Genomic DNA, 21,936 nt, shown 5'->3' on the forward strand with positions numbered 1-21,936 from the left:
CGGTTTTGGCGACGCTGGTCGACAGATTCGTCGAAGCGGACAGGTACGCATACGTCGTCACCGACCACATAGGACGAATCCGCCCGGTGGTGCGATCGGCATCGCCGGGACCGCGACGCTCCCTACGGGCGGCTCGGGCACCACCGGCGCACTGCCGCTGACGGCCGCATTCGCTACGGCCGCAGCGCTGATCGCACTGGCACTGCGCCGCGCGAGGTAGGTCCCCGGTACCTCGACCGGCAGAACCCCGAAGCAGTCCTCGTAATCCGACATGGTACGAGTGAACTGCCGCAACCGGTATGACTCGCCCGATGCGGATCAAGAACCTCACATGGATATTCGTGCGCTGCCCGTTCTCCGGCGCCGAGTACCACGCGACATGTAGCACTTTCGGCTTAAGCCATGCATGCGAACAGGTGAAACGCCACCGACTTAAGCCTATTGATCTACAAAGGTGATAGCCCCGGCTGAACGGTTAGTGTTACTGTCCCCGCAGCTTGTTGATCATGGCGAAGGCGGACATACCAGATGCGTGACCTGCCCAAACTCCTGGTGGGGGAGAAGCTTGCGGTTGACGCTTATTATCGCGATTTTGAGCCGCGTTTCTGGAATATAAGGGATCACGACTTCTGGAAGCTTGAGCGAAGGCAGAGCTTTCAGGAAGAGGGGAGTCCGAGTTGGGACGCGTTCACCAGAGGTGAATGGGATGAGGCGCTGCGGCTCATCGCCGAGAGGCGAGAATCGCTTGAGGACTACTACGATCGTGCTGCGCGCAACGGATTCTCCATTTATCGCGTGCGCGTAGTCGTCGAGCCCATTAGTCCCTACCTGCAATGGGAGCTGAACTCGTTGCGCCAACGAAGCGAGATCGGAGAGCGGATTCGCGTAGTTGGCAAGAATGCTGTATCAGAGTTTGAAGGCGACGGGGAGCTTCCGGAGATTGTCACCGTCGGTTCGGAAGTCGTGTATCAGGTGATGTACGACCGAAGCGGCGCCATCGAAGGCGCGATTCGTTCTACCGATCCTCGTGATGTCAACAGCTGGCGCGAATTTATTCAGGATCTGTACGCGTCAGGTGAAGAAATGGCTAGCTTCTTCAGCAGCACGGTCGCTGCGCTAACACCTCCCAGCGCTCAATAAGGGAAAGATCAACCGACCACGGTGACTGGCGGGGATGGTCATGACGAAGGGAAGCCCTTGCGGGCAGGCAGCGCAGTCGCCGGAAGGGACACGCAAGTTTCACGACCTGTTGCGTGCGTATGCCATCGACCAGGTTCGGCAGGAGCGGGACGGTGCGGTTTCCGGTGCTGTGCTGCGTCGGCTGCTGCTGTGGTACCTGCGCATGTCCGATCGCGCCCTTGCGATGATCGTGCCGAGTGCGCGGCACTTTTCGCTCGCTGCGTGCTGGTCGGAGGCAGCGGAGATCCTCGCGGACTTCGCCGACCCAGCAGCCGAGCGGCTCCGCGATCGCGTCGCGCGATCGCGGGAGCGCAGTGGACACCAGCCGGATCCGTGAGAGTTGGTGTCATCTCAGCTCTTGTCGAAGAAGTCCGGTCGAGGAGTACTGATGCCGACGACGCTCCGCGTGGCGCTTGTTTCTTTCCGCTCCGATATTTTTTCGGCACTGCATGCTGGCTGCGTAGCGGGCGGAAATGCACCCGTCCTGTACATCACCGGTCGATCCAGTGGGCCACGAAAACCCAGTTACCCCAACATCGGCACCAAGGTAACGGATGTTCTCGGTAGCGTTCCGGTCGATACAGATCTGCTGCTCCCGGGCAGCGCTGAGGGCATGGTGCAGGCGATTCGTGGATACGATGTTGATCTCGCGATCGTCTGCGGACTCTCTTGGCGTCTTCCTCAGTCCGTGTTGAACGCCCCGAAACTTGGCGTGCTGAACGTACATACCTCACTGCTGCCGAAGTATCGCGGCCCAGCACCGGTCCAGTGGGCGATCCGCAACGGCGATCCCGATATCGGCGTGACGATCCATTGGATGGACGAAAGAATCGACACCGGCAACATCGTCGCGCAGCGCGGCGGAATCGCGCTGCCCGAGTTCGTCACGTTCGAAACGCTCTGGGCCCGAGTAACTCCTGTCATACAGGACCTGCTCGTCGTGGCGCTGGACCGAGCGGCTGGAGGATACGCAGGGGAGCCGCAAGACGAGGACGACGCCAGCCGCGCCAGCCCGATGGAACCGGAGTTCAGCTACATCGACTGGTCGCGGTCGGCCACCGACGTGCACAACCAAGTCCGCACGTTCTACTACGGCGCGGGTATTCCGGGGCCGTTCGGCAAGATCGGGAGGAACTGGGTCCGAGTACTCCGCACCAGTCGGACACCAGGTACTGGTGTGCGTGTCGACTGTGCGGACGGCCCCATTTGGGTAGTAGAAACCGAACCAGCCCAACCGTTCGGATCCGCGTCCGGACGGTGATGTGTCATACGCCGGGGATTTCCCACAACTCGGTGTCTACATCAGACGATGTGACGGGCTGCGGGTGATCGAGCCGGATCGGCCCGTTCCGGTTCGGGTGGGGAGCTATCAGGTCCACCTGAACAGGAACGGGCCGGGTGGTTTCCGTCAGTGGTTGGTGCGCCGCAGGTCTGCGAATGCCTGGTCGGTGCGGTCGAGGATGGCGTCGATGTCGGCGTCGGTGTGGGCGGCCGAGAGGAACCAGTTGTGCCACGGGTGCAGGTACACGCCCCGCTGGACCGCGGCCTCGGCCCACGCGGTGCCCAGGCTCAGATCATCATCGCCCGCGAAGTACAGGACGGGCATCTGCACCGGGCCGGTCTGGCGGATCTCGTACCCGTGCGCGGCCGCCTGGGCCGCCAGCCCGTCCCGCAGCCGGGTGCCGGTGCGGCGCATGTCCGGCAGGGCCTGTCCCTTGCGCAGTTCGCGCAGGGTGGCCAGACCTGCCGCGAGCGGCACCGCGGCGTACCAGAACGATCCGGTCACGTAGATCGAGCGGGCGGCCTCGCGCAGCGCGTCGATGCCGGTGACGGCGCCGAGCGGCTGCCCGTTGGCCAGCGCCTTGGACCAGGCCGTCAGGTCGGGCCGGACGCCGAGCGGTTCCCAGCTCCCGCCGAGGTCCAGCCGGTGTCCACAGCGGACGTCGTCGAGGATCAGCGCGGCGCCGGTGCGATCGGCCAGCGCACGGAGACCGCGGGCGAAGGCCGGGTCGGCGAGCTCCTGATCGCGCCGCACGTCGTGGCGCATCGGGCAGACGATTATCGCCGCGAGGTCATCGCCCGCTTCGGCGGCGGCCCGCTCCGCCGAAGCCAGGTCGTTGTACTCGTAGTGGATCAGATGGGCCTGGTCCTCGGCGGTGACACCCGCGCCCCGCAACGAGCACCAGGGCGCCGCGCCGTGGTAGGCGCCGGTGGCGACCAGGATCTTCCGCTTGCCGGTGGCAGCCCGGGCGGTGGTGACGCAGGTGGTGGTGGCGTCGGTGCCGTTCTTGCAGAACATGGCCCAGTCCGCGGACGGAACCGTGTCCACCAGCAGTTCGGCGTAGTCGACGGCGACGGGGCTGGTGCCGTCGAGGCAGTCGCCGCGTTCGAGCTGGTCCAGGATCGCCGTGGTGACACCGGGATGCCGGTGCCCCAGCACGACCGGTCCCCAGCCGCACATCAGGTCCAGGTACTCGCGGCCGTCGGCGTCGGTGACGCGGCATCCGTTGCCGGACACCATGAACTGCGGGTGGGCGCTGCTGAAGGACTCCACGCGCATGTGGCCGTACATGCCGCCGGGAATGACCTGGCGGGCGCGGTCGCGCAGGGCGAGTTCCCGCTCCCCGAGTGCGGCGGTCGGTGCGGTGGTCATGCTCGGTTCCCCTCGTTGGTGGTGAGCAGCTCCTGGGCGACGGCGGCGATCCCGGGCGCGTCGAGCCGGTAGTGGGCGTAGAGACCGGCGGGCGGTCCGACGGGTACGTGCTCGTCCGGCACTCCGTGGCGCCGGAAGGCAACGCGGACTCCGGCCTCGAACAGCACTTCCGCGACGGCGGTGCCCAGGCCGCCCGTCACGTTCCCCTCCTCGACGGTGAGGATGGCGCCCGTTGCGTTCGCCGCGTCGAGCACGGCGTCGCGGTCGAGCGGCGAGATCGTCCACATGTCCACGACACGTGTCGAAACTCCTTGTGCGGCAAGGAGTTCAGCCGCGCCGAGTGCAGGGTGCACCTCGGAGCCGGTGGCGATGATCGTCAGGTCCGCGCCGTCGCGGACCGTTTGGGCGCGCCCGAGCACCAGGTCCGGGACCGCGTCGTAGACCTCGGGGTCCCGTCCTCGGCCCAGGCGCAGGTACATCGCCCCCGGATGGTGCAGCGACAGGCGCAGCAGGGCGCGCAGGTGGTTGGTGTCGGTCGCGCACACGACGGTGAGATCCGCGATGGTCCGCATCATGCCGAGGTCTTCGAGGCTGTGGTGGCTGGTGCCGTAGAACCCCATCGACATGCCGGAGTGGTGGCCCACGATCCGCACCGGGAGGTTCGGGTAAGCGCAGTCGGTGCGGATCTGCTCGGCGCACAGCAGCGCGGCGAACGAGCCGAACGTGGCGGCGAAGGGCACGTATCCGCAGGAGGCCATGCCAGCCGCGATCGTGATCATGTTCTTCTCGGCGATGCCGACGTTGACGAACCGGTCGGGGTGGCGGGCCGCGAAGTCCAACGCGCGGTTCGAGCGGCCGAGATCGGCGGTGAGCACGACGATCCGCGGGTCGCGCTCGGCCAGGTCGGCGAGTTCCGCGCCGAAGACGAACGCCGGGATCGCCCGCGCGTCGGTGCCGTCGGCCGAGCGGGCGTCCTTGAGGCCCGCGGTGCCGTTGAAGATCTCGGACTGGTCCTGCGCCTCGGTCATTTCCCCTCCTCGCAACCGAGTTCCGCCATGACGTCGTCGTAGTCGGCACCGGCGAGGTTGCCCACGTGCCAATCGGGGCTCAGCTCCATGCGCCGGACGCCCTTGCCCTTCACCGTGTCGGCGACGATCAGCTGCGGGTGCCGCCCGGCCGGACTTGGCAGTGCCGCGAACACGTCGAGCAGGGCCGCCAGGTCGTGGCCGGGCACGCGGTGGGTCTGCCAGCCGAAGGCCGCGAACCGGTCCTCGATCGGCTCGGATGGCATGACGTCCCGGACGAACCCATCGATGCCGAGCTGGTTCGCGTCGACGATCGCGACGAGGTTGCCGAGCCCGAAGTGGCTCGCCGACATCGCGGCTTCCCAGACCTGCCCTTCGGCGAGCTCACCGTCGCCGAGCAGGCAGTAGGTGCGGTAGTCCAGGTCGGACATCCGACCAGCCAGCGCCATCCCGACGGACACCGACAGACCGTGCCCCAGCGAGCCGGAGGAGAAGTCGATGCCCGGGATCTTCCGCATGTCGGGGTGGTCGCCGAACGGGCTGCCCAGCCGCGTGTAGGTGTCCAATTCGGACGGATCGAAATAACCCAGGTCGGCCAGCAGCGGGTAGAGGCCGATCGCGGCGTGGCCCTTGCTGAGCACGAACCGGTCGCGCTCGGGCCAGTCCGGTCGGGCCGGGTCGATGCGGAGCTGGCGGTAGTACAGGACGGCGAACAGTTCGGCGCAGGAGAACACGGCGCTGTAGTGACCCGCGCCCGCGATGCGGGTGAGCCGCACGGTTTCGGTGCGCACGAACTTCGCACGGTCGGCCAGCTTTCTGAGCTGTTCCTCCCCGGCGGGAGCGGCTTCGACGGGCACTGCGCTTCTCCGATCGTGGCGCCTCATGCGCCGGGTTCCAGGACTGGACCGCCGGTGTCGCGGAAGCGGTCCAGGACGTTGGCCGTGACCCGGGCGGTGTCGTTGTCGCCGCCGTTGTGGGTCATGGCTGTGGACCAGGCGATGGAGCCGACCGAGAAGACTGCGCCGCCCCCGGGCCGTCCGAACAGGACGATGTCGGCCCGGACCTTGGGGTGGATGCCGGGCGGCGGTGCGGCGTAGCCGTGGTCGACCTCTTCGGGTACCAGCACGATCTTCTCCGAATGGCCCACCGAGGAGGCGAGCACCACCGCGTCGGGCGGGGTGCCGAGGGTGACATCGGCCCGGTCGAGCTCGTCGCCCGCGGCGCCGCCTAGCCCGGGGCCCTCGTCGCCGAACACCTCGCCGACGCCGACGTCAACGCCGTCGAACACCCAGGACACGGCTGGGTCGGCGCTGGCTTCGGACCGGCGGTAGCCGCTCGCGCGGTCGTGTCCCTGTGCGGTGAAACCGACACCGGCCAGCAGGTTCGGTGCCCGCCCGCGCATCCGCCACAGCCCGCCCGGTTCGCCGGTCGCGGAGAGGTTCTCCTCGCCGGGATCCGACACCCAAGTGGCGACTCCCGCGTGCCCGCGGCGGATCTCGATCGCCTCGGGCTGCCCGGGATGCCGCGCGGTGACCTGGTAGAAACCGTTGCCGCCCAAGTACATCAGCCGTCCGCCGGAGCGGGTGTGGGCCAGGTAGGAGTCGAGCATCCCCGCCGAGCAGTACTCGGGATGCGAGCCGGTCAGCACCACCCGGTAGTGGCTGAGCAGCGCGGTGCCGTCGCGTTCGACCTCGTCGTCGGTCGCCACGGCGTAGCGCTCGCCGCGCTCGTCGAGCCACGCGAGCAGCAGCAGGTCCTGGGCGAAGTGCCGGAACCCCCGCGTCGTGGGCGTGTAGTAGTCGGGGCGGATGTTGATGATCGGGCGGCGGCGCGTCGAGTAGCACACGCCGCTGCCGTCGGTGTGGACGTCGTAGAGCGAACGGCCGAACTCGGGATGCTCGACCAGCCACTGGTCGCGCTCGTCGAAGCCGCGCCGCTCGCCGTAGAGGGCGAGCCGCTCCTCCTGGTACTCCGCGTAGGTGCGCCAGTTCGCGTAGGCGAGGTAGGTCCAGGTCGGCAGGACGACCAGCACGGGGGCCTGGTGCGCGGCCGGGGTGACGACGAACGGGATGCGGTCCACGTCTTCGGCGGCAGCGACCTTCAACGCGTAGACACCGCTCGGCAGGTCGGCCGGGATGGTCCAGGTGAGGTCGGGTTCCCAACCGGCGTCGGCGAGATCGTCCTCGTGCAGGTGCAGCGCGTCGAATTCGGCTGGCGCCCGGCGGAAGTCGGTCTCGCCTCCTGTCCAAAATGGACCGGGAACGCCGCGAGCTGGCAGGTGGCGGATCGCCGCCCCGGAGGTGAGGCCGCCGCGGTCGGGGACCCGGGTTCCGGCGGGATCGGCCGCGAGGTCGAGCACGCTGGTGGTGGCCGCGGGGAGCAGCGCCAGCGGGTTGGCGCCAGCCGCGAGCGCGGTGGTCGTGCTCTCCGGCCAAGCCGTCGCGGACACGACCGGACGAGCCACCTTGCCGTTGAACGTGTTCCCGAGGCCACCCGTGCTCCGCCCGGCGCTGCCCAGGCGAATCGTCGGGCGGTTCAGGCGGATCGGCCCGGCCCGGCCCGACGCGGACAGCTCCTGCCGACCAGGCCGGTGCAGGGACAGCCGCACCGCGCCAGCCTGGTCGATGGTCGCGGCCGCGAACGCCCAATGGCGCTCCTCGACCGGGGTGGCCAGCTCGGCGACGACGTGCTCACCCGACCGCAACGCCACACCACCGGCCGACACGTCGAGGACGAGATCACCGACCGCCAGCAGCGGGCGCGGCTCGGACCCCGGCAGGGTCGGCTGGAACCACACCGCGAGGCCGACCGAGTCCAGGTCCCGGTGCACCTCGGCCACCGCGTGCGACCCGGAAGTCGTGACCTGCGTCCGTCCATTGAGGACATCGGGGAGGTCCGCGTCCACCGGCTCCTCGACCAGCGGCGTGCCGTGCCGCGGGGAACCGGGCTTGCGCAGCCGGACGATCTGCGGCCGAACCTCGGCGTGCTCGGAACGCAGGTTGAAGGTCACGCGTTCACCGGCACGGGCCGAAAGCCGGTCGGCGTATCCGACCAGCCTCATCCGTTCACCCACTTCGTCCACCGCCGCGTGGCTTCGTCGAGGTTCTTCGCCCACCAGTCGTTGTCCCGCACCACGATCGTGCCCTTCGCCTTGGTGTCGTCGGCGACGAAGGCGTCGATGTCGGGGTTGCTGCTCTTGGGGATCTGCGAGTTGGTCGCACCGTAGGGCAGCCGGTCGACGATGGCCTGCTGGTTCTTGGCCCCGACCAGGGCGTTGATCAGGGCGTAAGCCTGGTCCGGGTGTTGGGCGCCCTTGACGATCGTCAGCACGTCGTAGTACTTCAGCGGCTTGTCGTACACGACGCCGAGGTGCGCGCCGCTCTTGGCGGCGTCGTAGGCGCGGCCGGGCCACGCGAGCATCATGTCGATCTCGCCGGACTGCAGGCCCTGGGTCTGCTGCGCGCCGGTGTCGTAGAACCGGACGTTCGGGCGGATCTCGTCGAGCGTCGCGAAGGCCTTGTCGTAGTCCAGCGGGTAGAGCTGGTCGCCCGGCGTTCCGCTGGCCAGCAGCGCGGTCTCCATACCGGCGTCCTTCGGGGAGTTCATGATCCCGCGCGTGCCGGGGAACCTCACCGGGTCGTAGAAGTCCGCCCAGCTAGTCGGCGGATTCGCGCCGTACTTGTCCTTGTTGTAGACGAGCAGGAAGTAGGAGTTCAGCACCGGGACCCCGCAGTCGGACAGCTGCGACTTGTCGAGCCCGGCGGTGTCGATCTTGGTGTAGTCGATCTTCTCGAAGAGGGTGCCGCACTTGCCCATCGCGGTGTACGGCGTGGAGTAGAAGACGTCCCAGGTGGGCTTGCCGCCCTGGACCATCGCGGTCAGCTTGGCCTCGTTGTTCGGTGACTCCTCGGACACCGTGATGCCCTTGGCGGACAGCTCGGCGTACGCGTTCTGCTTGAACACCTCCGCCAGCGCCCCGCCGGTGTTGCTGAACACCACGGACTGCCCGCCGCCGCCCGCGGAATTGCCGACCGGCCCGAAACAGGCCGTCGTCGTCAGCCCCACCAGGCTGGCCAGCGCCAGTGCCGTACCGAGATGTCTGTTGTGCCGCACCAGGACCACCTCTCTCGCCACCGCTTCCGGCGATTCGAGATTTCGTAATATGAAACGAAACGCGTATTGAGGAATAGCATTGGGTGCGGATTCCGTGCGAGTCAAGCCCCAGCGGGAAGTCGGCCGAGATGTTTCTCGACCTTAAAAGCTGAAAACGACGGTTGACACACAACTTTCGAACAGGCAGTGTTCGTTTCGCTTCGTGAAACGAGTATCGGCTAGCGAGACATCGCCCCTGAGGTTCGACCGATCGGAAGGAGCCGTCGCCCATGGCCGTGACGTCCCCGCCGAGCGCGACCGCCCGCACGACCATCCGCACCACATCGCCCCCCAGCGGCAGAACCGCCTGGCGGCTGGGCATCCTGCTCGCGGCGCCCGCGGTGGTGGTGCTCGTGGTGTTCTTCGTCGTGCCCGCGCTGCGTCTGCTCTGGCTGTCGGTGACCGACCCGGAACCCGGCTTCGGCAACTACGCGGCGATCGTCACCGACGACGTGGCGATCACCGTCGTGCTGCGCACCCTCGGCATGGCAGCGATCGTGACGGTCGTCTGCCTGCTCTTCGCCTACCCGTACGCATACCTGATGACGATCGCCGCACCGCGCTGGCGCGCTGTCCTGACCGGCGTCGTCCTGCTCCCGTTCTGGACTTCGCTGATGGCCCGCACCTTCGCCTGGGTGGTGCTGCTGCAGGACAACGGCGTCGTCAATGACCTGTTGCGCGCGATCGGGCTCGGGCCGCTCCACCTGCTGGGCACCACGGCCGGGGTCACGCTGGCGATGGCGCAGGTCATGCTGCCTTTCGTGGTGCTTCCCGTGTACACGACGATGCGCGGGATCGACCGCCGCCTGGTCGACGCGGCGCTCTCGCTCGGCGCCCGCCCCGCCATCGCCTTCCTGCGGGTCTACCTCCCGCTGTCGCTGCCGGGCGTCGCCGCGGGCGCGACCCTGGTGATGGTGCTGTCCCTCGGGTTCTACGTGACGCCGTCGCTGGTCGGCTCGCCCCAGCAGTCCATGCTCGCCCAGTTCATCTCCGTGCAGGTCAACCAGCTGGTGGACTTCGGCGGGGCCGGTGCGCTCGCGGTCGCGTTGCTCGTGCTCACCCTCCTGCTCGTCGGCGGCGTCCAGTTCGCCACCCGGACGAGGGGAGCCCGGGTGACCGGCGCCATGACCGGAGGTGCGCCGCTGTGAGAACTGGACGCGGCCTGCGCGCCGTGCTGATCGCGTTGGGCGTCCTGATCGGGGCGTGGCTCGTCGTGCCGACCTTGATCGTGGTCCCGATCAGCTTCTCCGGTGAGGACAGCTTCGCTTTCCCGCCGAGATCGTGGGGCCTCCAGCACTACGCCACGTTCTTCACCGAATCCAGCTGGCTGACCGCGCTGCTGGTGTCGGTGCAGCTCGCCCTGATCGTGACCGCGGTGGCGACCGTGCTCGGCACGATGGCCGCATTCGCCCTCGCCGGAAGGAAATTCGTCGGGAAGGGCGCCATCGACGGGCTGTTCATGGCGCCGCTGATCGTGCCGGGGATCGTGGTCGCCGTGGCGATGTACGCGGCGTTCCTCGGCTGGGGGCTGATCGGCACACCCGCGGGTTTCATCACGGCCCACACCGTGCTCGCGCTGCCCTTCGTGACGGTCAACGTGACAGCCGCGCTGGCTGGCTTCGACCGCGTGCTGGAGCGCGCCTCGGCGAGTCTGGGCGCGTCCCCGTGGACGACGTTCTGGTCGGTCACGTTCCCGCTGATCCGGCCCGGCGTGCTGGCTGGCGCCCTGTTCGCGTTCGTCACCTCGTTCGACGAGGTCGTCGTGTCCCTGTTCATCCAGTCCCCGACGCTGCAGACCCTGCCGGTCCGGATGTTCACCTCGGTGACCAACGAGGTCGACCCGACCATCGCGGCGGCCTCGACCGTCGTGCTCGTGGTCTCCACCGCGCTGCTGGGGCTCGCAACCATGACGAGGAGGAATCGCGGTGCAGCCTGACGGTGGTGCGCGCATCGAGACCCGTGACCTGTGCAAGGTGTACCGGGGCTCGTCCCGACCGGCGGTCGACGCCGCCGACCTGACGATCGAGGCGGGCGAGTTCATGACGCTGCTCGGGCCCAGCGGCTCGGGCAAGACCACCACGCTGAACATGATCGCCGGGTTCGAAGACGTGACCTCGGGCCAGATCCTGCTCGACGACGCCGACATCGCCCGGGTGCCGCCGCACCGGCGCAACCTCGGCATGGTGTTCCAGAACTACGCGCTGTTCCCGCACATGACCGCGGCCGACAACGTCGCGTTCCCGTTGCGCCAGCGCAAAGTGGGCAAGAAGGAGATCGCGCGGCGCGTCGCCGAGGCGCTGGAACTGGTGCACCTCGGCGAGCACGGGAACCGGCTGCCGTCCCAGCTCTCCGGCGGCCAGCAGCAGCGCGTCGCGCTGGCCCGCGCCGTCGTGTTCGCGCCCAGGGCCCTGCTGCTGGACGAGCCGCTCGGCGCGCTGGACAAGAAGCTGCGCGAGTCGCTGCAACTGGAGATCTCGCGACTGCACAAGGAACTCGGGATCACGTTCGTGTTCGTCACGCACGACCAGGAGGAGGCGCTCGCGCTCTCCGACCGAATCGCCGTGTTCCACGAAGGCCGGATCGAGCAGGTCGGGACGCCGGATGAGCTCTACGAAACACCCGTGTCCCATTTCGTGGCCACTTTCCTGGGAGATTCCAACGTGTTCACCGGTCACGCCCGCGACGGCATCATCGACACCGGCTGGTGCGAACTGCGGTCGGCGGGCGCCGCCCAAGCCGGGCCGGTCGCGCTGGTGGTGCGCCCGGAGCGCCTGCGCATCGGCGCGTCGAGCGAGCCGGGCGCCAACGTGCTGTCCGCGACCGTGACCGACATCGTGTACCAGGGCGCGTTCCGCCGGGTCTTCGTCGAGTTCGACGGCGGCACCACCGGCCAGATCCGGGACACCACCTCGACCGCGCCGGTGACCACCGGGCAGCGAATCGAGGTGCACTGGCCCGGCGACGCCGGTGTGCTCGTGCCGAGCGACGGGGTGGCTGAAACGCGGGTGGCGGCTTCGCCGGTGACCGCGCGATGAACGGCGAACTCGAAGCGGCACGCCACCAGGTCGCCGAGGCCGGACGCCGCATGGTCGCCGACGGTCTGGTGCTCGGCACCGCGGGCAACGTCAGCGTCCGCGTCGGCGAACTGGTCGCCATCTCGCCGTCGAGCATCCCCTACCACCTGGTCGCTGCCGACGACGTCTGCGTGGTCGACCTGGCGGGCGCCCCGCTCGCCGACCTCGACACCCCGCCACCCTCGTCCGAAACCCCCATGCATCTGGCCATCTACGCCGACACCGGGGCAGCCGCCGTGGTGCACCACCACGGCCTCAGCAGCACCGCAGTGTCCACAGTGGTCGACGAACTCCCGCCCCTGCACTACTACGCGCTGCAACTCGGCGGACCGACGCGCGTCGCCAAGTACGCGACGTTCGGGACGGACGAACTCGCCCGGTCCGTTCACGACGCGCTCGAAGACCGCACTGCGGCGCTGATGCAGAACCACGGCGCCGTCGCGTACGGCGACAACCTCGACCGCGCCTACGACCGGGCGCGGTTGCTCGAATGGTTGTGCGCCCTGCACATCCAGGCCCACCAGCTGGGCAGCCCGCGGGTGCTCACCGCCGCGGAGCTGGCGGACGTCACCCGGCACAAGGCGGAAAGGGCGGCACGATGAAGGTCGTCTGCGTCGGCGCGCACATCTTCGACGTGCTCGGGCGTCCGGTGGCCGAGATCCCGCCCGGTCAGGGGCGGCTGGCGCTGGAGGAGATCAGGGTGACGGCGGCGGGCACCGCCGGTGGGACCGCGGTCGACCTCGCCAAGCTGGGCGCCGAGGTGGTCAGCATCGGCGCCATCGGTGACGACACGGCCGGGCGCGTGCTGCGGCTGCTGCTCGCCGAGCACGGCGTCGACGAGCGCCTCGCGGTCAAACCGGGCCGGGCGACGCCGTCGACGATCCTGCCGATCAGGCCCAACGGGGAACGCCCTTCGCTGCACGCTTCCGGCGCGATGGACGCGCTCACCGCGGACGACATCGACTGGCAGCTCGTCGCCGAGGCGGATGTGCTGCACATCGGCGGGCCGGACGCGCTCGGCGATTTCGCCGTCGCAGTGCTGCCGAAGCTGCTCCGGTTCGCGCGCGAGCACGGCGTCGTGACCACGATGGACCTGCTCAGGTCGAGCGTGCAGCCGGAACTCGTCGAGGCCTTGCGGCCGTGCTGGGAACACACGCAGTACCTGCTGCCCAACGACGACCAGATCCGTGCGATCACGCGCACCGAGGACCTTCGCCTGGCCGCCGAGAAGATGCGCGCGCACGGCGTGGGCACCGTGCTGGTGACCAGGGGCGGTGCGGGCTCGCTGGTCGTGGGCGAGGCACTGGCAGAGGAGATCCCGGCGTTCCGGATCCCGGTCGTCGACACCACCGGCTGCGGCGACGGCTACACCGCCGGGTTCATCGTCGGGCTGGGCCACGGCTGGGATTTGCTGTCCGCGGCTCGCCTCGGCACCGCCGCGTCGGCGTTGGTCGCGCAGGGTCTCGGCTCGGATGCCGGAATCGTCGATCTGGCCCTGACGTTACGCTTCTGGTCCGAGCGGCAGGCCGAGCTGGGCGGTTCGACCCCGCCCGAATCGCGGCTGGCTTCGGACCCAGCAGGGCTTCGCCGGAACTGAGGAGGATGTCGCCAACTGTGGCCGGGCCAGACGAGACGGGCAACGATGACAAGGCGGGCGCCGGGGGCGGGTCCGTCCGGGTGCTGGTGAAGGCGATGGCGGTGCTCGAACTGCTCGCCGAGGCGCCGGACGAGCTGGGCCTCGGCGAGATCGCGAGTCGGCTCGACCTCAACAAGAGCACCTGCCACCGGATCCTGACCACCCTCGCGGCCGGTGACTTCGTGGAGCGGCCCGCCGCCGGGTCCTACCGGCTGGGCATCGGCGCGTTCCGGATCGGCAGCGCGATGGCGCGGCGGCTCAGCATTCGCGACCGGGCCCTGCCCGCGATGCGCGACGTCTACCGCAAGACCGGGGAGACCGTCTTCCTGATCGTGCTGCGCGGCGACGAGGCGGTCTGCCTCGAACGCCTCGACGGCCGGTACGCGGCGACCCACACGCTGCGGGTGGGTGGCACCTTGCCGCTGTACCTGGGTGCCGGTCCTCGGCTGCTGCTGGCGCATCTGCCGGAAGCCCAGTTCGAGAGCTACTTGGCCGGGCCGTTCCAGCGGCGCATCGGCGGGCCCGGTGAAGCGCAACTTCGGGAGCAGATAAGGAAAATCCACCACGACGGCTACTCGGTCAGCCGCGACGACGTCGAAGAGGGCGTCACCGCGCTGAGCGTCGGCGTGCGCGACCACCTCGGCAAGATCACCGCGGCGCTGAGCCTGAGCGGCCTGTCCTCGCACCTGCCCGAATCCGAGCGCCCCAGCCACCTCCACCACCTTAAGGAAGCGGCCGCGGAAGCCTCCCGGGCGATGGGCTTCCGCGACCCCGCCACCGAGCGCCCCGCGATCTGAACGGGCGATCGGGCGGCCCCTTCGCCTTGAACGCGATCAGATTGAGAACGGCCCGCTGCGGCTAGCCCATAGGAGCGGAGCGCTGGTGGGCGCTGGAATTGCTCTGAGGGGGGATGGGCGATGGGTGAGACGCGGAATTCCTCGGGTCAGCTGGAGGGAATCGCGTTGTCCGTGGTGCGGATCGTGGTGTCGTTCCTGTTCATGCTGCACGGCGTGGCCAGTCTGTTCGGCGTGCTGGGCGCCCCGTACGCAACACCGCTGTTCGCATGGCCGTCCTGGTGGGCCGGGTTGATCCAGTTCGTCGGTGGCGGCTTGGTGCTGCTCGGGGTCTTCACCAGGCCAGCCGCGCTGCTGTGCTCGGGCGCGATGGCGTTCGCGTACTTCAGCGTGCACCAGCCCCGGGGGCTCCTCCCGATCGAGAACGCCGGGGTTCCGGCCGCGCTGTATTCGTGGTTCTTCCTGCTGATCGCGGTGTTGGGTGCCGGTCCGCTGACGCTCGATTCGCTACTCCGCAAAATCCGACACGCTCCAACACGCACCCGAGTGCACACCCAGTCGGGTTGAACCCCATCTAGTGCTGTGACCGCAAACCCCCGCCGGGCTGCGCGGTCCGCGAGAAAAACGCGGGTGTGACTCCTTCCGATCGCGGTACGGTCCTTGTCATGTCCGGATCAGCCGAGACTGGCCTCGCCCTGTCCTCTGTGACTGCGGACGACCTCGACCTTGGGCGGCTAGGTGTAGGAACTGATGTGGATACGGGCTACTGCCAGGTGGCTGTGTCCGGGTCGATCCCGTGAGCGCGAGCGGACTCGTCGATGATCTGTCGAAACCAAGAAGCCAGTCCGGCCCGAATGCCGTCGTAGTGGGCGGAGAAGCCCGGGTCGGACTCGAACATCCTCCCCAGACACACTTGCATCTGCCGCGTGAGCGGGAAGAAGTTCGAGAAGACCTCGCGGTGACGTTCGACGAGCCCGTTCGCCTCAGGGGTGCCCGGAACGACATCCCGATCGAGGGCGTCGCCCAGATCGCGCTGCAACGTGGACATCGCTGCGGAGAGCGACTGCCACTGATCCCGAGTACGGGAAGCGGACCGCTCGGCAAACTGCGCCCATTGCGGGGAATCTCCCCACACGGTGCGGGCGGCCCTTGACCGGCGCGCGTCCCAGTCCGCCCCGAACATCTCAGACTGCGCTTCGTCGCTCAAGAGGATGCCGCGCTCGTGCGCCTCGGTCATCCGTTCAAGGCGGTCGTCGAGCCGTTGCAGATCATGGATCCGCTCCGCGAGCTGGGCACGCTGCGCACGCAAGGTGGCACCGATCTCCGCGGTCGCGTCATCGAGCACCTCACGCACCGCGTCCAGTCCGAGCCCGGCCTCCCGATAGGCAACGATCCGGTGCAGGCGTTGCAGGTCTTCTTCGGTGTAGTGGCGATAGCCCGCGGTGGTACGCACGGACGGCGATGCTAAGCCGATCTCGTCCCAGTGATGCAGCGTGCGGACGGTCACCCCCACCAGCTTGGCTGCCGCGCCCACCGTGACACCGTCGTCGATGTCGAAGTCAATCACGGACGCCATTGTGACCCTCGCTAGCTGGGTCCGGGGCTACGATCCCGACCGATGCGAGATCGCGTGCCTCCTGACTGTCGGGAACAAAGTCCTTCGCCGCGGTGAACACGACCCGAGCCTGTTCCGGAGTGATCACCTCGATGTCGCGAGTTCCCCACGGCGTATCACGCGGTCCGGTCACGCTGCCTGGCACGAGTTCCGTGCACGCCCCCATGATCGGTTCGATCTCACTCAGCACGCACGAGAAGCTCACGCTCATCGCCGGCACCTCGGCCCGTGCGGTGCCCGCTGCCGCGGGAACGAGCAGGACGTCCTGGAACGCCCACCGGCGCAGGTGGACCACCTGCCCGGGAATGCTGAACAGCTCGATGAAGCCGAACCCGCGCACCCAGAAGTTCGTCGACGCCGCCAGGTCGGACGTGGGAAGGGTCACGAACACCGGCATTGCGTAGATGCCGCGGAACACCTCGGGCGCAACCGCCTTCGGCCCCCTCTCCGATATGGGGCTCATCTCGAATGCGTTGAAGAAGTCACTCATGCATTACACCGTCCACCCTCACCCAACGTGAGGGTCAAGCCAAGCCCGCAAGTCCAGGCCCTGACGCAGCGGTGTCACCAATGTGATGGCCGGATACAGCTAGGACGTCGGGGTGGTGGGCGTGGTCGTTGCGCCAGCGCAGGTAGCAGCACTAGGGAGTTCGACGCGCCGACGAACCACATCGAGCGCGCAACGGAGTTGCGAAGCGGCGGCGCTCTCGGTCGTGCTGCTTGCCTTCAGAGCTCGGGTTGGTGGTCGTCGCGGGGTGGCCGGTTGAGGATGAAGCCGCTCGACGCCGCTGCGAGCAGCAGCGCGGCGCCGAGGAAGTAGACCGCGGTGATGCCGAGCCGGTCGGCGAGGAGGCCGCCCAGGAGGAGGCTGACCAGCCTGCCGGTCTGGAACAGCGCGTCGAATCCGGCGAAGACGCGACCCCGCGTGGCCTCGCCGGTGCGGGTTTGCACCAGGCTGGTCAAGGAAATGGTGCCGGTCGAGGTACCCAGGCCGAAGAGCACCAGCGCCGCGGCCGCCAACGGGGCCCACGTCGTCGCAGCCAGCAGCACGTCGACCAAGCCGCGCAACCCGCAGGCACCGAACACGATGTTCGGCCGGACGGGGTCGCGCACGATCCGGGTCAGCAGTACGGGGCCGACCACGGCGCCTACCGCGATGGCGGCCAACAACCAGCCGAAACCCTGCGGACCCAGCCCGAACTGTTCCCGGGCGAGGACCACGAGCAACGCGCCGGTGGCCCCGGTCGACAGTGCGGCGAGCAGCTGCGCGGTGGCCAGCGCCCGCAGCAGCCGGTCGGCGGCGAGCAGCCGCGCGCCGTCGAGGGCGTCGCGCAGCCAGCCGTGCGAGATCGCGGCGACGCGATGACCAGGCACCACCAGGCCGGTGAGCAGCAGAGCACTGGCGGCGAAGGATGCGGCGTTGACCCAGAACGCGGCGGCGAACCCGACCACGGCGACGAGTGCCCCCGCCAGCGGTGCCAGCGCGACCTGGGCGACGACCGCGGTGGTCCAGACGCCGGAATTGGCGGCGACGAGCTCGCGTTCGCCGACCAGCTCAGGTAGCAGGCTGTTGGCCGCCGGGGTGAAGAACACCGTGGCCGCCGAAAGCGCGAACGCGATCGCGTACACCGCTGCCACGTGCGCGTAGACCAGCGGCAGCGACGCGGCGAGGACCATGCGGACCAGATCCGCGGCGATCATGATGTGGCGTCGGGGCAGGCGATCGGCCACGACGCCCGCCAACGGAGCGAACAGCAGCACCGGCAGGATGTCGGCGACCACCACGGTGGCCACGCCCAGACCGGAGCCGGTGCGGTCCAGCACCAGCAGGAGCAGCGTTACCCCGGCCAGGACGTCCCCGGCGCGCGAGATCACCGCAGCCGCCCACCACCGCCGGTAGACGGGCCGTGCGAGCAACGCCCGCACCGTGATCCGGGCCTGTTCCGCGCCTGCCACGGGTCTCCTTCCGCAACTCGTCACGGCGGGTTCTGCTGCTCGGGAGCAGGTGAGGGCTGGGACGGAGCACCGCGGTGCGCGCATCGAGATGCGGCGTCACCGCCGCACCGTCAGCCGCATCCCGCCGCACCAGGTGCGGCCGGTGTCCATCTCGCGGCGGGAATCACCGGCCCGCACCCGGAAAACCGCCACCAGAGCGGGATCTCGCACTGCCTGGTCCGCTCGCGCGCCGCGACTTCGGGGTGCTCGTCCCGGCGAAGGGTCTGGAATTGCCCGCTGTCGTTTCCTACCGGGCACGGCGCGGATTCGGTCGGGGCGTGAGCGCTGCGGCCTTCGGACGCTTCCCCTCGTTGGCCACCCGGACCGCTTCGGCGACGATCTCGTGGTCGGGGGACAGGACGCAGACCGGGTCGGTGCGGGCGGCGTCACCGGTGAGCAGGAACGCCTGGCAGCGGCAGCCGCCGAAGTCGATCTCCCGCCGGGGGCAGCTCCGGCACGGCTGCGGCATCCAGTCGGTGCCGCGGAAACGTTGGAACAGCGGAGATTCGGCCCAGATCCAGGCGAGGGAGTGCTCGCGCACGCTCGCCCGGGGCAGCGGGAGCGTCTGCGCGGCTGGGCAGGGGAGGGCATCGCCGTTGGGTGTCACGGTGAGCTGCCGTCTTGCCCATCCGTCCATGCAGGGTTTGGGGTACTGGCTGTAGTAGTCGGGCAGCACGTAGATGATCTCCATCCGGCCAGCCAGGCGCTCGCGCGCGGCGCGCACGACCGCCTCCGCCCGGTGCAGCTGCTGCCTGTTGGGGAGGAGCGCGTCGCGGTTGCGCCAAGCCCAGCCGTAGTACTGGGTGTTGGCGAGCTCGATGCGGTCGGCGTGCAACTGCTCGGCCAGGCGGAGGATGTCGGCGATGTGGTCAATGTTGTGCCGGTGCAGCACGACGTTCAACGTCAGCGGCCAGTCCAGCTGCTTGACCAGTTGAGCCGCCGCGATCTTGCGCTCGTACGAGGGCGTGCCAGCGATCCGGTCGGACGCGGTCGCCTCGTGCGCCTGAACGCTGATCTGCACGTGGTCCAGGCCCGCCGCGCGCAACTGCTCCGCGCGGCGCGCTGAAAAGCCGATCGCGCTGGTGATGAGGTTGGTGTAAAGGCCCAGTTCGCTACCGGTCTGCACGATCTCCACCAGGTCCCGGCGCTGGAGCGGTTCGCCGCCAGAGAGGTGGAGCTGCAGGACGCCGAGCTCGCGCGCCTCGGCCAGCACCCGCTGCCACTGCGCGGTGGTCAGTTCGTCGCGGTAGTCGGTGAGGTTGAGCGGGTTGGAGCAGTACGGGCAGTGCAGCGGGCACGCGTACGTCAACTCGGCCAGTAGTCCGAACGGGTTAGTCATCGTCGAGCTCCACCCACCGCTTGGCGACGAGGCGGGCGAGGAAGTCCGCCACGTCATCGTCGGCCACCCGGTCGTAGCGGTCGCGCAGCTCCGCCACGATCTCGGCCACCGTGCGCCTCCCGTCGCACAGGTGCAGGACGGCCGCGCCGGTCAGGTTCAGGACCGTCACCGCCTCGGGCACCTGCAACATGTACCGCTTGCGAGCCCGGTCGAAGCCCAGCCGCACATGCGTTGCCAATCTGGGCTGGCTCGACGGTTGTAGCGCTGTGCTCATCGCTGTCCCAGTTCAGTCCGGACGAGCGGGCACCACGAACCGCACGGCGCCGCCTTGTTCCCGGCGCCGGTGCGTCGGCGCCGCCGGTCTTCCCGCCGCGGCTAGTCCTCCATCCGCGAGATGTACATCGTCACTTCGGACGTGCACTGAAGTTCTTCGAAGTCGGGGGCTTCCCATTCGACGAGTTCGAACTCAGGGGGCTCCCATTCGAGAACGGTCCGAGCGGATTCGGATTCCATGGCTGGCACCTCCTCTCCGTCGATTTCGAGCTAGACCTGCGGAAGCGTGGCAGTGCGGAGAGCCAGGGCACAGCGCAACGATCGACGTGCCGAGCTGCTGATGTCTCGCGGCCATGCGGGACTCCCGGGCCGCGGCCGACGGTGCGTCGCAGGCGTTGGTCAGCACCGAACGAGCGACCGCAAGCGCTCCGGCACCACCTGCGTGCGTCAGCCATGCGCACCGGGTCATCCGACACCCCCCGCCTGATGAATCCCACGCAGGTGCAGGATATCTCCGTTTCCGAACTCTGGTAAGCCGAATGGCACCCGAAACCGGCAGGTCACCGCGTCGGCCGGGCCGCGAGGTTCGGGGTGGGACGGCTGGCAACCCGTCGGGTCCGAGGCGAGGCCCGCGCTCGAACAAACGGCAACACCGGCACCACGCCATTCGTGCGCCGTAGCGGTTTCCCGATAGCGAGTCGATGCGAGGGGGAAGCCGGAAAGCTCGACAAGCGTTCCGATGCTGCCGAATTTCACAGGTGTTGTTGGAGGGTTTCGAGTAGTCGGGTGCGGCGGGTGCATCGTTGGAGGGCGAAGGAGTCGGCCAGGGCTCGGGCTTCGTCGGCGTTGATACCGGCGAAGCAGCGGGCGAAGTCCTCGACCATGGGTTCGGCGAGCAGGATGTGCCGCACCAGCACGTGGATCCACTGCCGCTGCCCGTACGGCGGTGGGTCGAACATCGGGAATTCTTCGGCGACGGTTCGCTCCAGCGGGTCCAGGATGTGTCGGACTCCGGTGTCGACGCCGCCCCACACGTCGACGCCCAGTCGTGCCTTCTTCTCCAGGACCGGGCCGATCCGCTGGCGGTAGGGGGAGTCGTCGGCCGCGTGGACGAGGCCCTGCAGGCCGATGTCCTTGTACGTCCACAGGCTCCAGCCCGCGCCGTGTTCGTCGTAGATGTCCAGTTGGTCGGACAGCACACCGTACCGGGAGTCGTCCAGGTCCGGGTCTCCGCTGTAGACCGGGCCGAATTCGCCGACCCAGATGGGTGTTCCGGTGCTGCGCATGTACTCGGACCGCTTGCGGAACTGGGCCTCGATGTAGTCGCGATCGACGTAGGTGCCGCGAGAGACGCCGGGATAGCTGCCGCTGTCGGCGAAACCGGCGAGCGCGTAGTCGTGGACCGTGTATACGGTGTTCGGCCACGGGTCCTGGAACAGGTCGAAGGCGGTGGCGTGCCGGTTGCCGTCGAGGAAGATCACGTGGTCGGGGTCGACGGCGCGGATGGCGGCGTGCAGCCGCGCGTAGAACGGTCCAATGGTTTCCCCGTCGTGGTCGGCGGGCTCGTTGAGCGGGTTGTACCCGGCCACCCACGGGTTCGCGCGGTACCGGTCGGCCAGCGCCTCCCACAGGTGCACCACGCGGTCCTGGAAGTGCCGGTGCTGCCAGAACAACGATCGGTGCGTGGGATTGTCGCTGTGCCAGCGCTGGTTGTGGTACCCCGGCGCGGCGTGCAGGTCCAGCACCGCGTAAATCCCGTGCCGCGCGCAGACGTCGAGGGCCTGGTCCAACAGCCGGAAACCGTCTTCCTTCAGCTCCATCGGGCGGGCATCGTCTTCGAAATGCCGGTAGTGCAAGGGGATTCGGACGCAGTTCATGCCGAGCTCGGCCAGCAGCGCGGCGTCGTCGTCGGTGAAGAACACCGCCAGGAAGCGGTCGAAGAACGCGTCGTACACCTCCCGGCCCAGCACGTCGAGCAGCGCCCTGCGGTGCAGTTGTTCGGTCGAGGGGAAGCCGGTGATGAAGTTCTCCATGTTCAGCCAGCCGCCCAGCCCCACCCCGCGCAGCCGCACGAGCTCGCCGTCCGCGGTCGCCAGTTGGCGTCCCGCGACGTGGAGCCGCGGCGCGGAGCCGGTTCCGTCCGGCGCGTGCGTCGTCGTGCGTGCGGGCACCGTTGCCATCGTGCTGTCCGCCTCTCCGCC

At 68.6% G+C, this 21,936-nt stretch carries 23 protein-coding genes; 10 read left to right on the forward strand and 13 right to left on the reverse strand.

All coding sequences use genetic code 11. The annotated features are described in order from the left end of the window. Positions 1-57 precede the first annotated feature (57 nt). Positions 58-273 carry a hypothetical protein gene (locus tag ACTWQN_RS00345; protein WP_443201226.1) on the reverse strand — a complete coding sequence of 72 codons (216 nt, stop codon included), beginning with the start codon at positions 271-273 and terminating at the stop codon, positions 58-60. A 255-nt stretch (positions 274-528) separates the two neighbouring features. On the opposite strand from ACTWQN_RS00345, the gene ACTWQN_RS00350 reads away from it, so the two are divergent. From ACTWQN_RS00350 to ACTWQN_RS00360, 3 genes are all read left to right on the forward strand, one after another. After that, positions 529-1,140, forward strand: coding sequence for a DUF6879 family protein (locus ACTWQN_RS00350; protein WP_443201227.1), 612 nt, complete (start codon positions 529-531; stop codon positions 1,138-1,140). A gap of 109 nt (positions 1,141-1,249) precedes the next feature. Further along, positions 1,250-1,516 carry a hypothetical protein gene (locus ACTWQN_RS00355; protein ID WP_443201228.1) on the forward strand — a complete coding sequence of 89 codons (267 nt, stop codon included), beginning with the start codon at positions 1,250-1,252 and terminating at the stop codon, positions 1,514-1,516. Positions 1,517-1,567: 51 nt separating this feature from the next. Next, positions 1,568-2,440 carry a methionyl-tRNA formyltransferase gene (locus ACTWQN_RS00360; protein WP_443201229.1) on the forward strand — a complete coding sequence of 291 codons (873 nt, stop codon included), beginning with the start codon at positions 1,568-1,570 and terminating at the stop codon, positions 2,438-2,440. 147 nt (positions 2,441-2,587) lie between these two features. Here ACTWQN_RS00360 and ACTWQN_RS00365 read toward each other — a convergent pair whose 3' ends face one another. The 5 genes from ACTWQN_RS00365 to ACTWQN_RS00385 are packed head-to-tail and all read right to left on the reverse strand — an operon-like array spanning position 2,588 to position 8,970. Further along, entirely contained in the window at positions 2,588-3,832 is a 1,245-nt protein-coding gene (locus tag ACTWQN_RS00365; RefSeq protein WP_443201230.1) for an aminotransferase class III-fold pyridoxal phosphate-dependent enzyme, read from the reverse strand. Next, the gene (locus ACTWQN_RS00370; RefSeq protein ID WP_443201231.1) at positions 3,829-4,860 is read right to left on the reverse strand and encodes a transketolase family protein; all 1,032 of its coding nucleotides are present in this window, start codon (positions 4,858-4,860) and stop codon (positions 3,829-3,831) included. Before ACTWQN_RS00370 ends, ACTWQN_RS00365 begins: the two co-directional genes overlap by 4 nt. Continuing rightward, positions 4,857-5,714, reverse strand: coding sequence for a transketolase (locus tag ACTWQN_RS00375; protein WP_443201232.1), 858 nt, complete (start codon positions 5,712-5,714; stop codon positions 4,857-4,859). Before ACTWQN_RS00375 ends, ACTWQN_RS00370 begins: the two co-directional genes overlap by 4 nt. Positions 5,715-5,737: 23 nt before the next feature. Further along, the gene (locus tag ACTWQN_RS00380) at positions 5,738-7,918 is read right to left on the reverse strand and encodes a N,N-dimethylformamidase beta subunit family domain-containing protein (RefSeq protein WP_443201233.1); all 2,181 of its coding nucleotides are present in this window, start codon (positions 7,916-7,918) and stop codon (positions 5,738-5,740) included. After that, a complete protein-coding gene (locus ACTWQN_RS00385; protein ID WP_443201234.1) occupies positions 7,915-8,970 on the reverse strand; it encodes an extracellular solute-binding protein in 1,056 nt (351 codons plus the stop codon). Before ACTWQN_RS00385 ends, ACTWQN_RS00380 begins: the two co-directional genes overlap by 4 nt. Positions 8,971-9,239: 269 nt before the next feature. Between ACTWQN_RS00385 and ACTWQN_RS00390 the strand changes: the two genes are divergently transcribed. The 7 genes from ACTWQN_RS00390 to ACTWQN_RS00420 all read left to right on the forward strand — a co-directional run bounded on the left by ACTWQN_RS00390 (position 9,240) and on the right by ACTWQN_RS00420 (position 15,080). Further along, on the forward strand, positions 9,240-10,157 hold the full coding sequence (locus ACTWQN_RS00390) for an ABC transporter permease (protein WP_443201235.1): 918 nt from the start codon (positions 9,240-9,242) through the stop codon (positions 10,155-10,157). Beyond that, a complete protein-coding gene (locus ACTWQN_RS00395; RefSeq protein ID WP_443201236.1) occupies positions 10,154-10,945 on the forward strand; it encodes an ABC transporter permease in 792 nt (263 codons plus the stop codon). The genes ACTWQN_RS00390 and ACTWQN_RS00395 overlap by 4 nt, the downstream gene beginning before the upstream one ends. Then, the gene (locus ACTWQN_RS00400; protein WP_443201237.1) at positions 10,935-12,044 is read left to right on the forward strand and encodes an ABC transporter ATP-binding protein; all 1,110 of its coding nucleotides are present in this window, start codon (positions 10,935-10,937) and stop codon (positions 12,042-12,044) included. The genes ACTWQN_RS00395 and ACTWQN_RS00400 overlap by 11 nt, the downstream gene beginning before the upstream one ends. Beyond that, the gene (locus tag ACTWQN_RS00405; protein ID WP_443201238.1) at positions 12,041-12,685 is read left to right on the forward strand and encodes a class II aldolase/adducin family protein; all 645 of its coding nucleotides are present in this window, start codon (positions 12,041-12,043) and stop codon (positions 12,683-12,685) included. Before ACTWQN_RS00400 ends, ACTWQN_RS00405 begins: the two co-directional genes overlap by 4 nt. Then, complete coding sequence (locus tag ACTWQN_RS00410) at positions 12,682-13,680, forward strand: carbohydrate kinase family protein (protein WP_443201239.1); 999 nt, start codon at positions 12,682-12,684, stop codon at positions 13,678-13,680. Before ACTWQN_RS00405 ends, ACTWQN_RS00410 begins: the two co-directional genes overlap by 4 nt. A 17-nt stretch (positions 13,681-13,697) precedes the next feature. After that, positions 13,698-14,516, forward strand: a complete 819-nt coding sequence (locus ACTWQN_RS00415) for an IclR family transcriptional regulator (protein WP_443201240.1) — start codon at positions 13,698-13,700, stop codon at positions 14,514-14,516. 120 nt (positions 14,517-14,636) lie between these two features. Beyond that, a complete protein-coding gene (locus ACTWQN_RS00420; RefSeq protein WP_443201241.1) occupies positions 14,637-15,080 on the forward strand; it encodes a DoxX family protein in 444 nt (147 codons plus the stop codon). Between the two features lie 196 nt (positions 15,081-15,276). Here the strand turns inward: ACTWQN_RS00420 and ACTWQN_RS00425 are convergent, their stop codons facing one another. The 7 genes from ACTWQN_RS00425 to ACTWQN_RS00455 form a co-directional block, all read right to left on the reverse strand. Continuing rightward, positions 15,277-16,089: a MerR family transcriptional regulator gene (locus ACTWQN_RS00425; RefSeq protein WP_443201242.1), complete on the reverse strand. Its 813-nt coding sequence runs from the start codon at positions 16,087-16,089 to the stop codon at positions 15,277-15,279. Further along, positions 16,073-16,618 carry a VOC family protein gene (locus ACTWQN_RS00430; protein WP_443201243.1) on the reverse strand — a complete coding sequence of 182 codons (546 nt, stop codon included), beginning with the start codon at positions 16,616-16,618 and terminating at the stop codon, positions 16,073-16,075. Before ACTWQN_RS00430 ends, ACTWQN_RS00425 begins: the two co-directional genes overlap by 17 nt. 236 nt (positions 16,619-16,854) lie before the next feature. Then, positions 16,855-18,084 (reverse strand): MFS transporter, encoded by a 1,230-nt coding sequence (locus tag ACTWQN_RS00435; protein ID WP_443201244.1) that lies wholly within the window; start codon positions 18,082-18,084, stop codon positions 16,855-16,857. 286 nt (positions 18,085-18,370) lie between these two features. Beyond that, positions 18,371-19,462 carry a pyrroloquinoline quinone biosynthesis protein PqqE gene (gene pqqE, locus ACTWQN_RS00440; protein WP_443201245.1) on the reverse strand — a complete coding sequence of 364 codons (1,092 nt, stop codon included), beginning with the start codon at positions 19,460-19,462 and terminating at the stop codon, positions 18,371-18,373. Further along, positions 19,455-19,736, reverse strand: coding sequence for a pyrroloquinoline quinone biosynthesis peptide chaperone PqqD (pqqD, locus tag ACTWQN_RS00445; RefSeq protein WP_443201246.1), 282 nt, complete (start codon positions 19,734-19,736; stop codon positions 19,455-19,457). Before pqqD ends, pqqE begins: the two co-directional genes overlap by 8 nt. A 101-nt stretch (positions 19,737-19,837) precedes the next feature. Next, positions 19,838-19,975: a pyrroloquinoline quinone precursor peptide PqqA gene (gene pqqA / locus ACTWQN_RS00450; RefSeq protein WP_443201247.1), complete on the reverse strand. Its 138-nt coding sequence runs from the start codon at positions 19,973-19,975 to the stop codon at positions 19,838-19,840. Positions 19,976-20,487: 512 nt separating this feature from the next. Continuing rightward, a complete protein-coding gene (locus ACTWQN_RS00455; RefSeq protein ID WP_443201248.1) occupies positions 20,488-21,906 on the reverse strand; it encodes a glycoside hydrolase family 5 protein in 1,419 nt (472 codons plus the stop codon). Positions 21,907-21,936: the final 30 nt, after the last annotated feature.

It is taken from the genome of Saccharopolyspora antiqui (assembly GCF_052246905.1).
Taxonomy (GTDB): Bacteria; Actinomycetota; Actinomycetes; order Mycobacteriales; family Pseudonocardiaceae; genus Saccharopolyspora.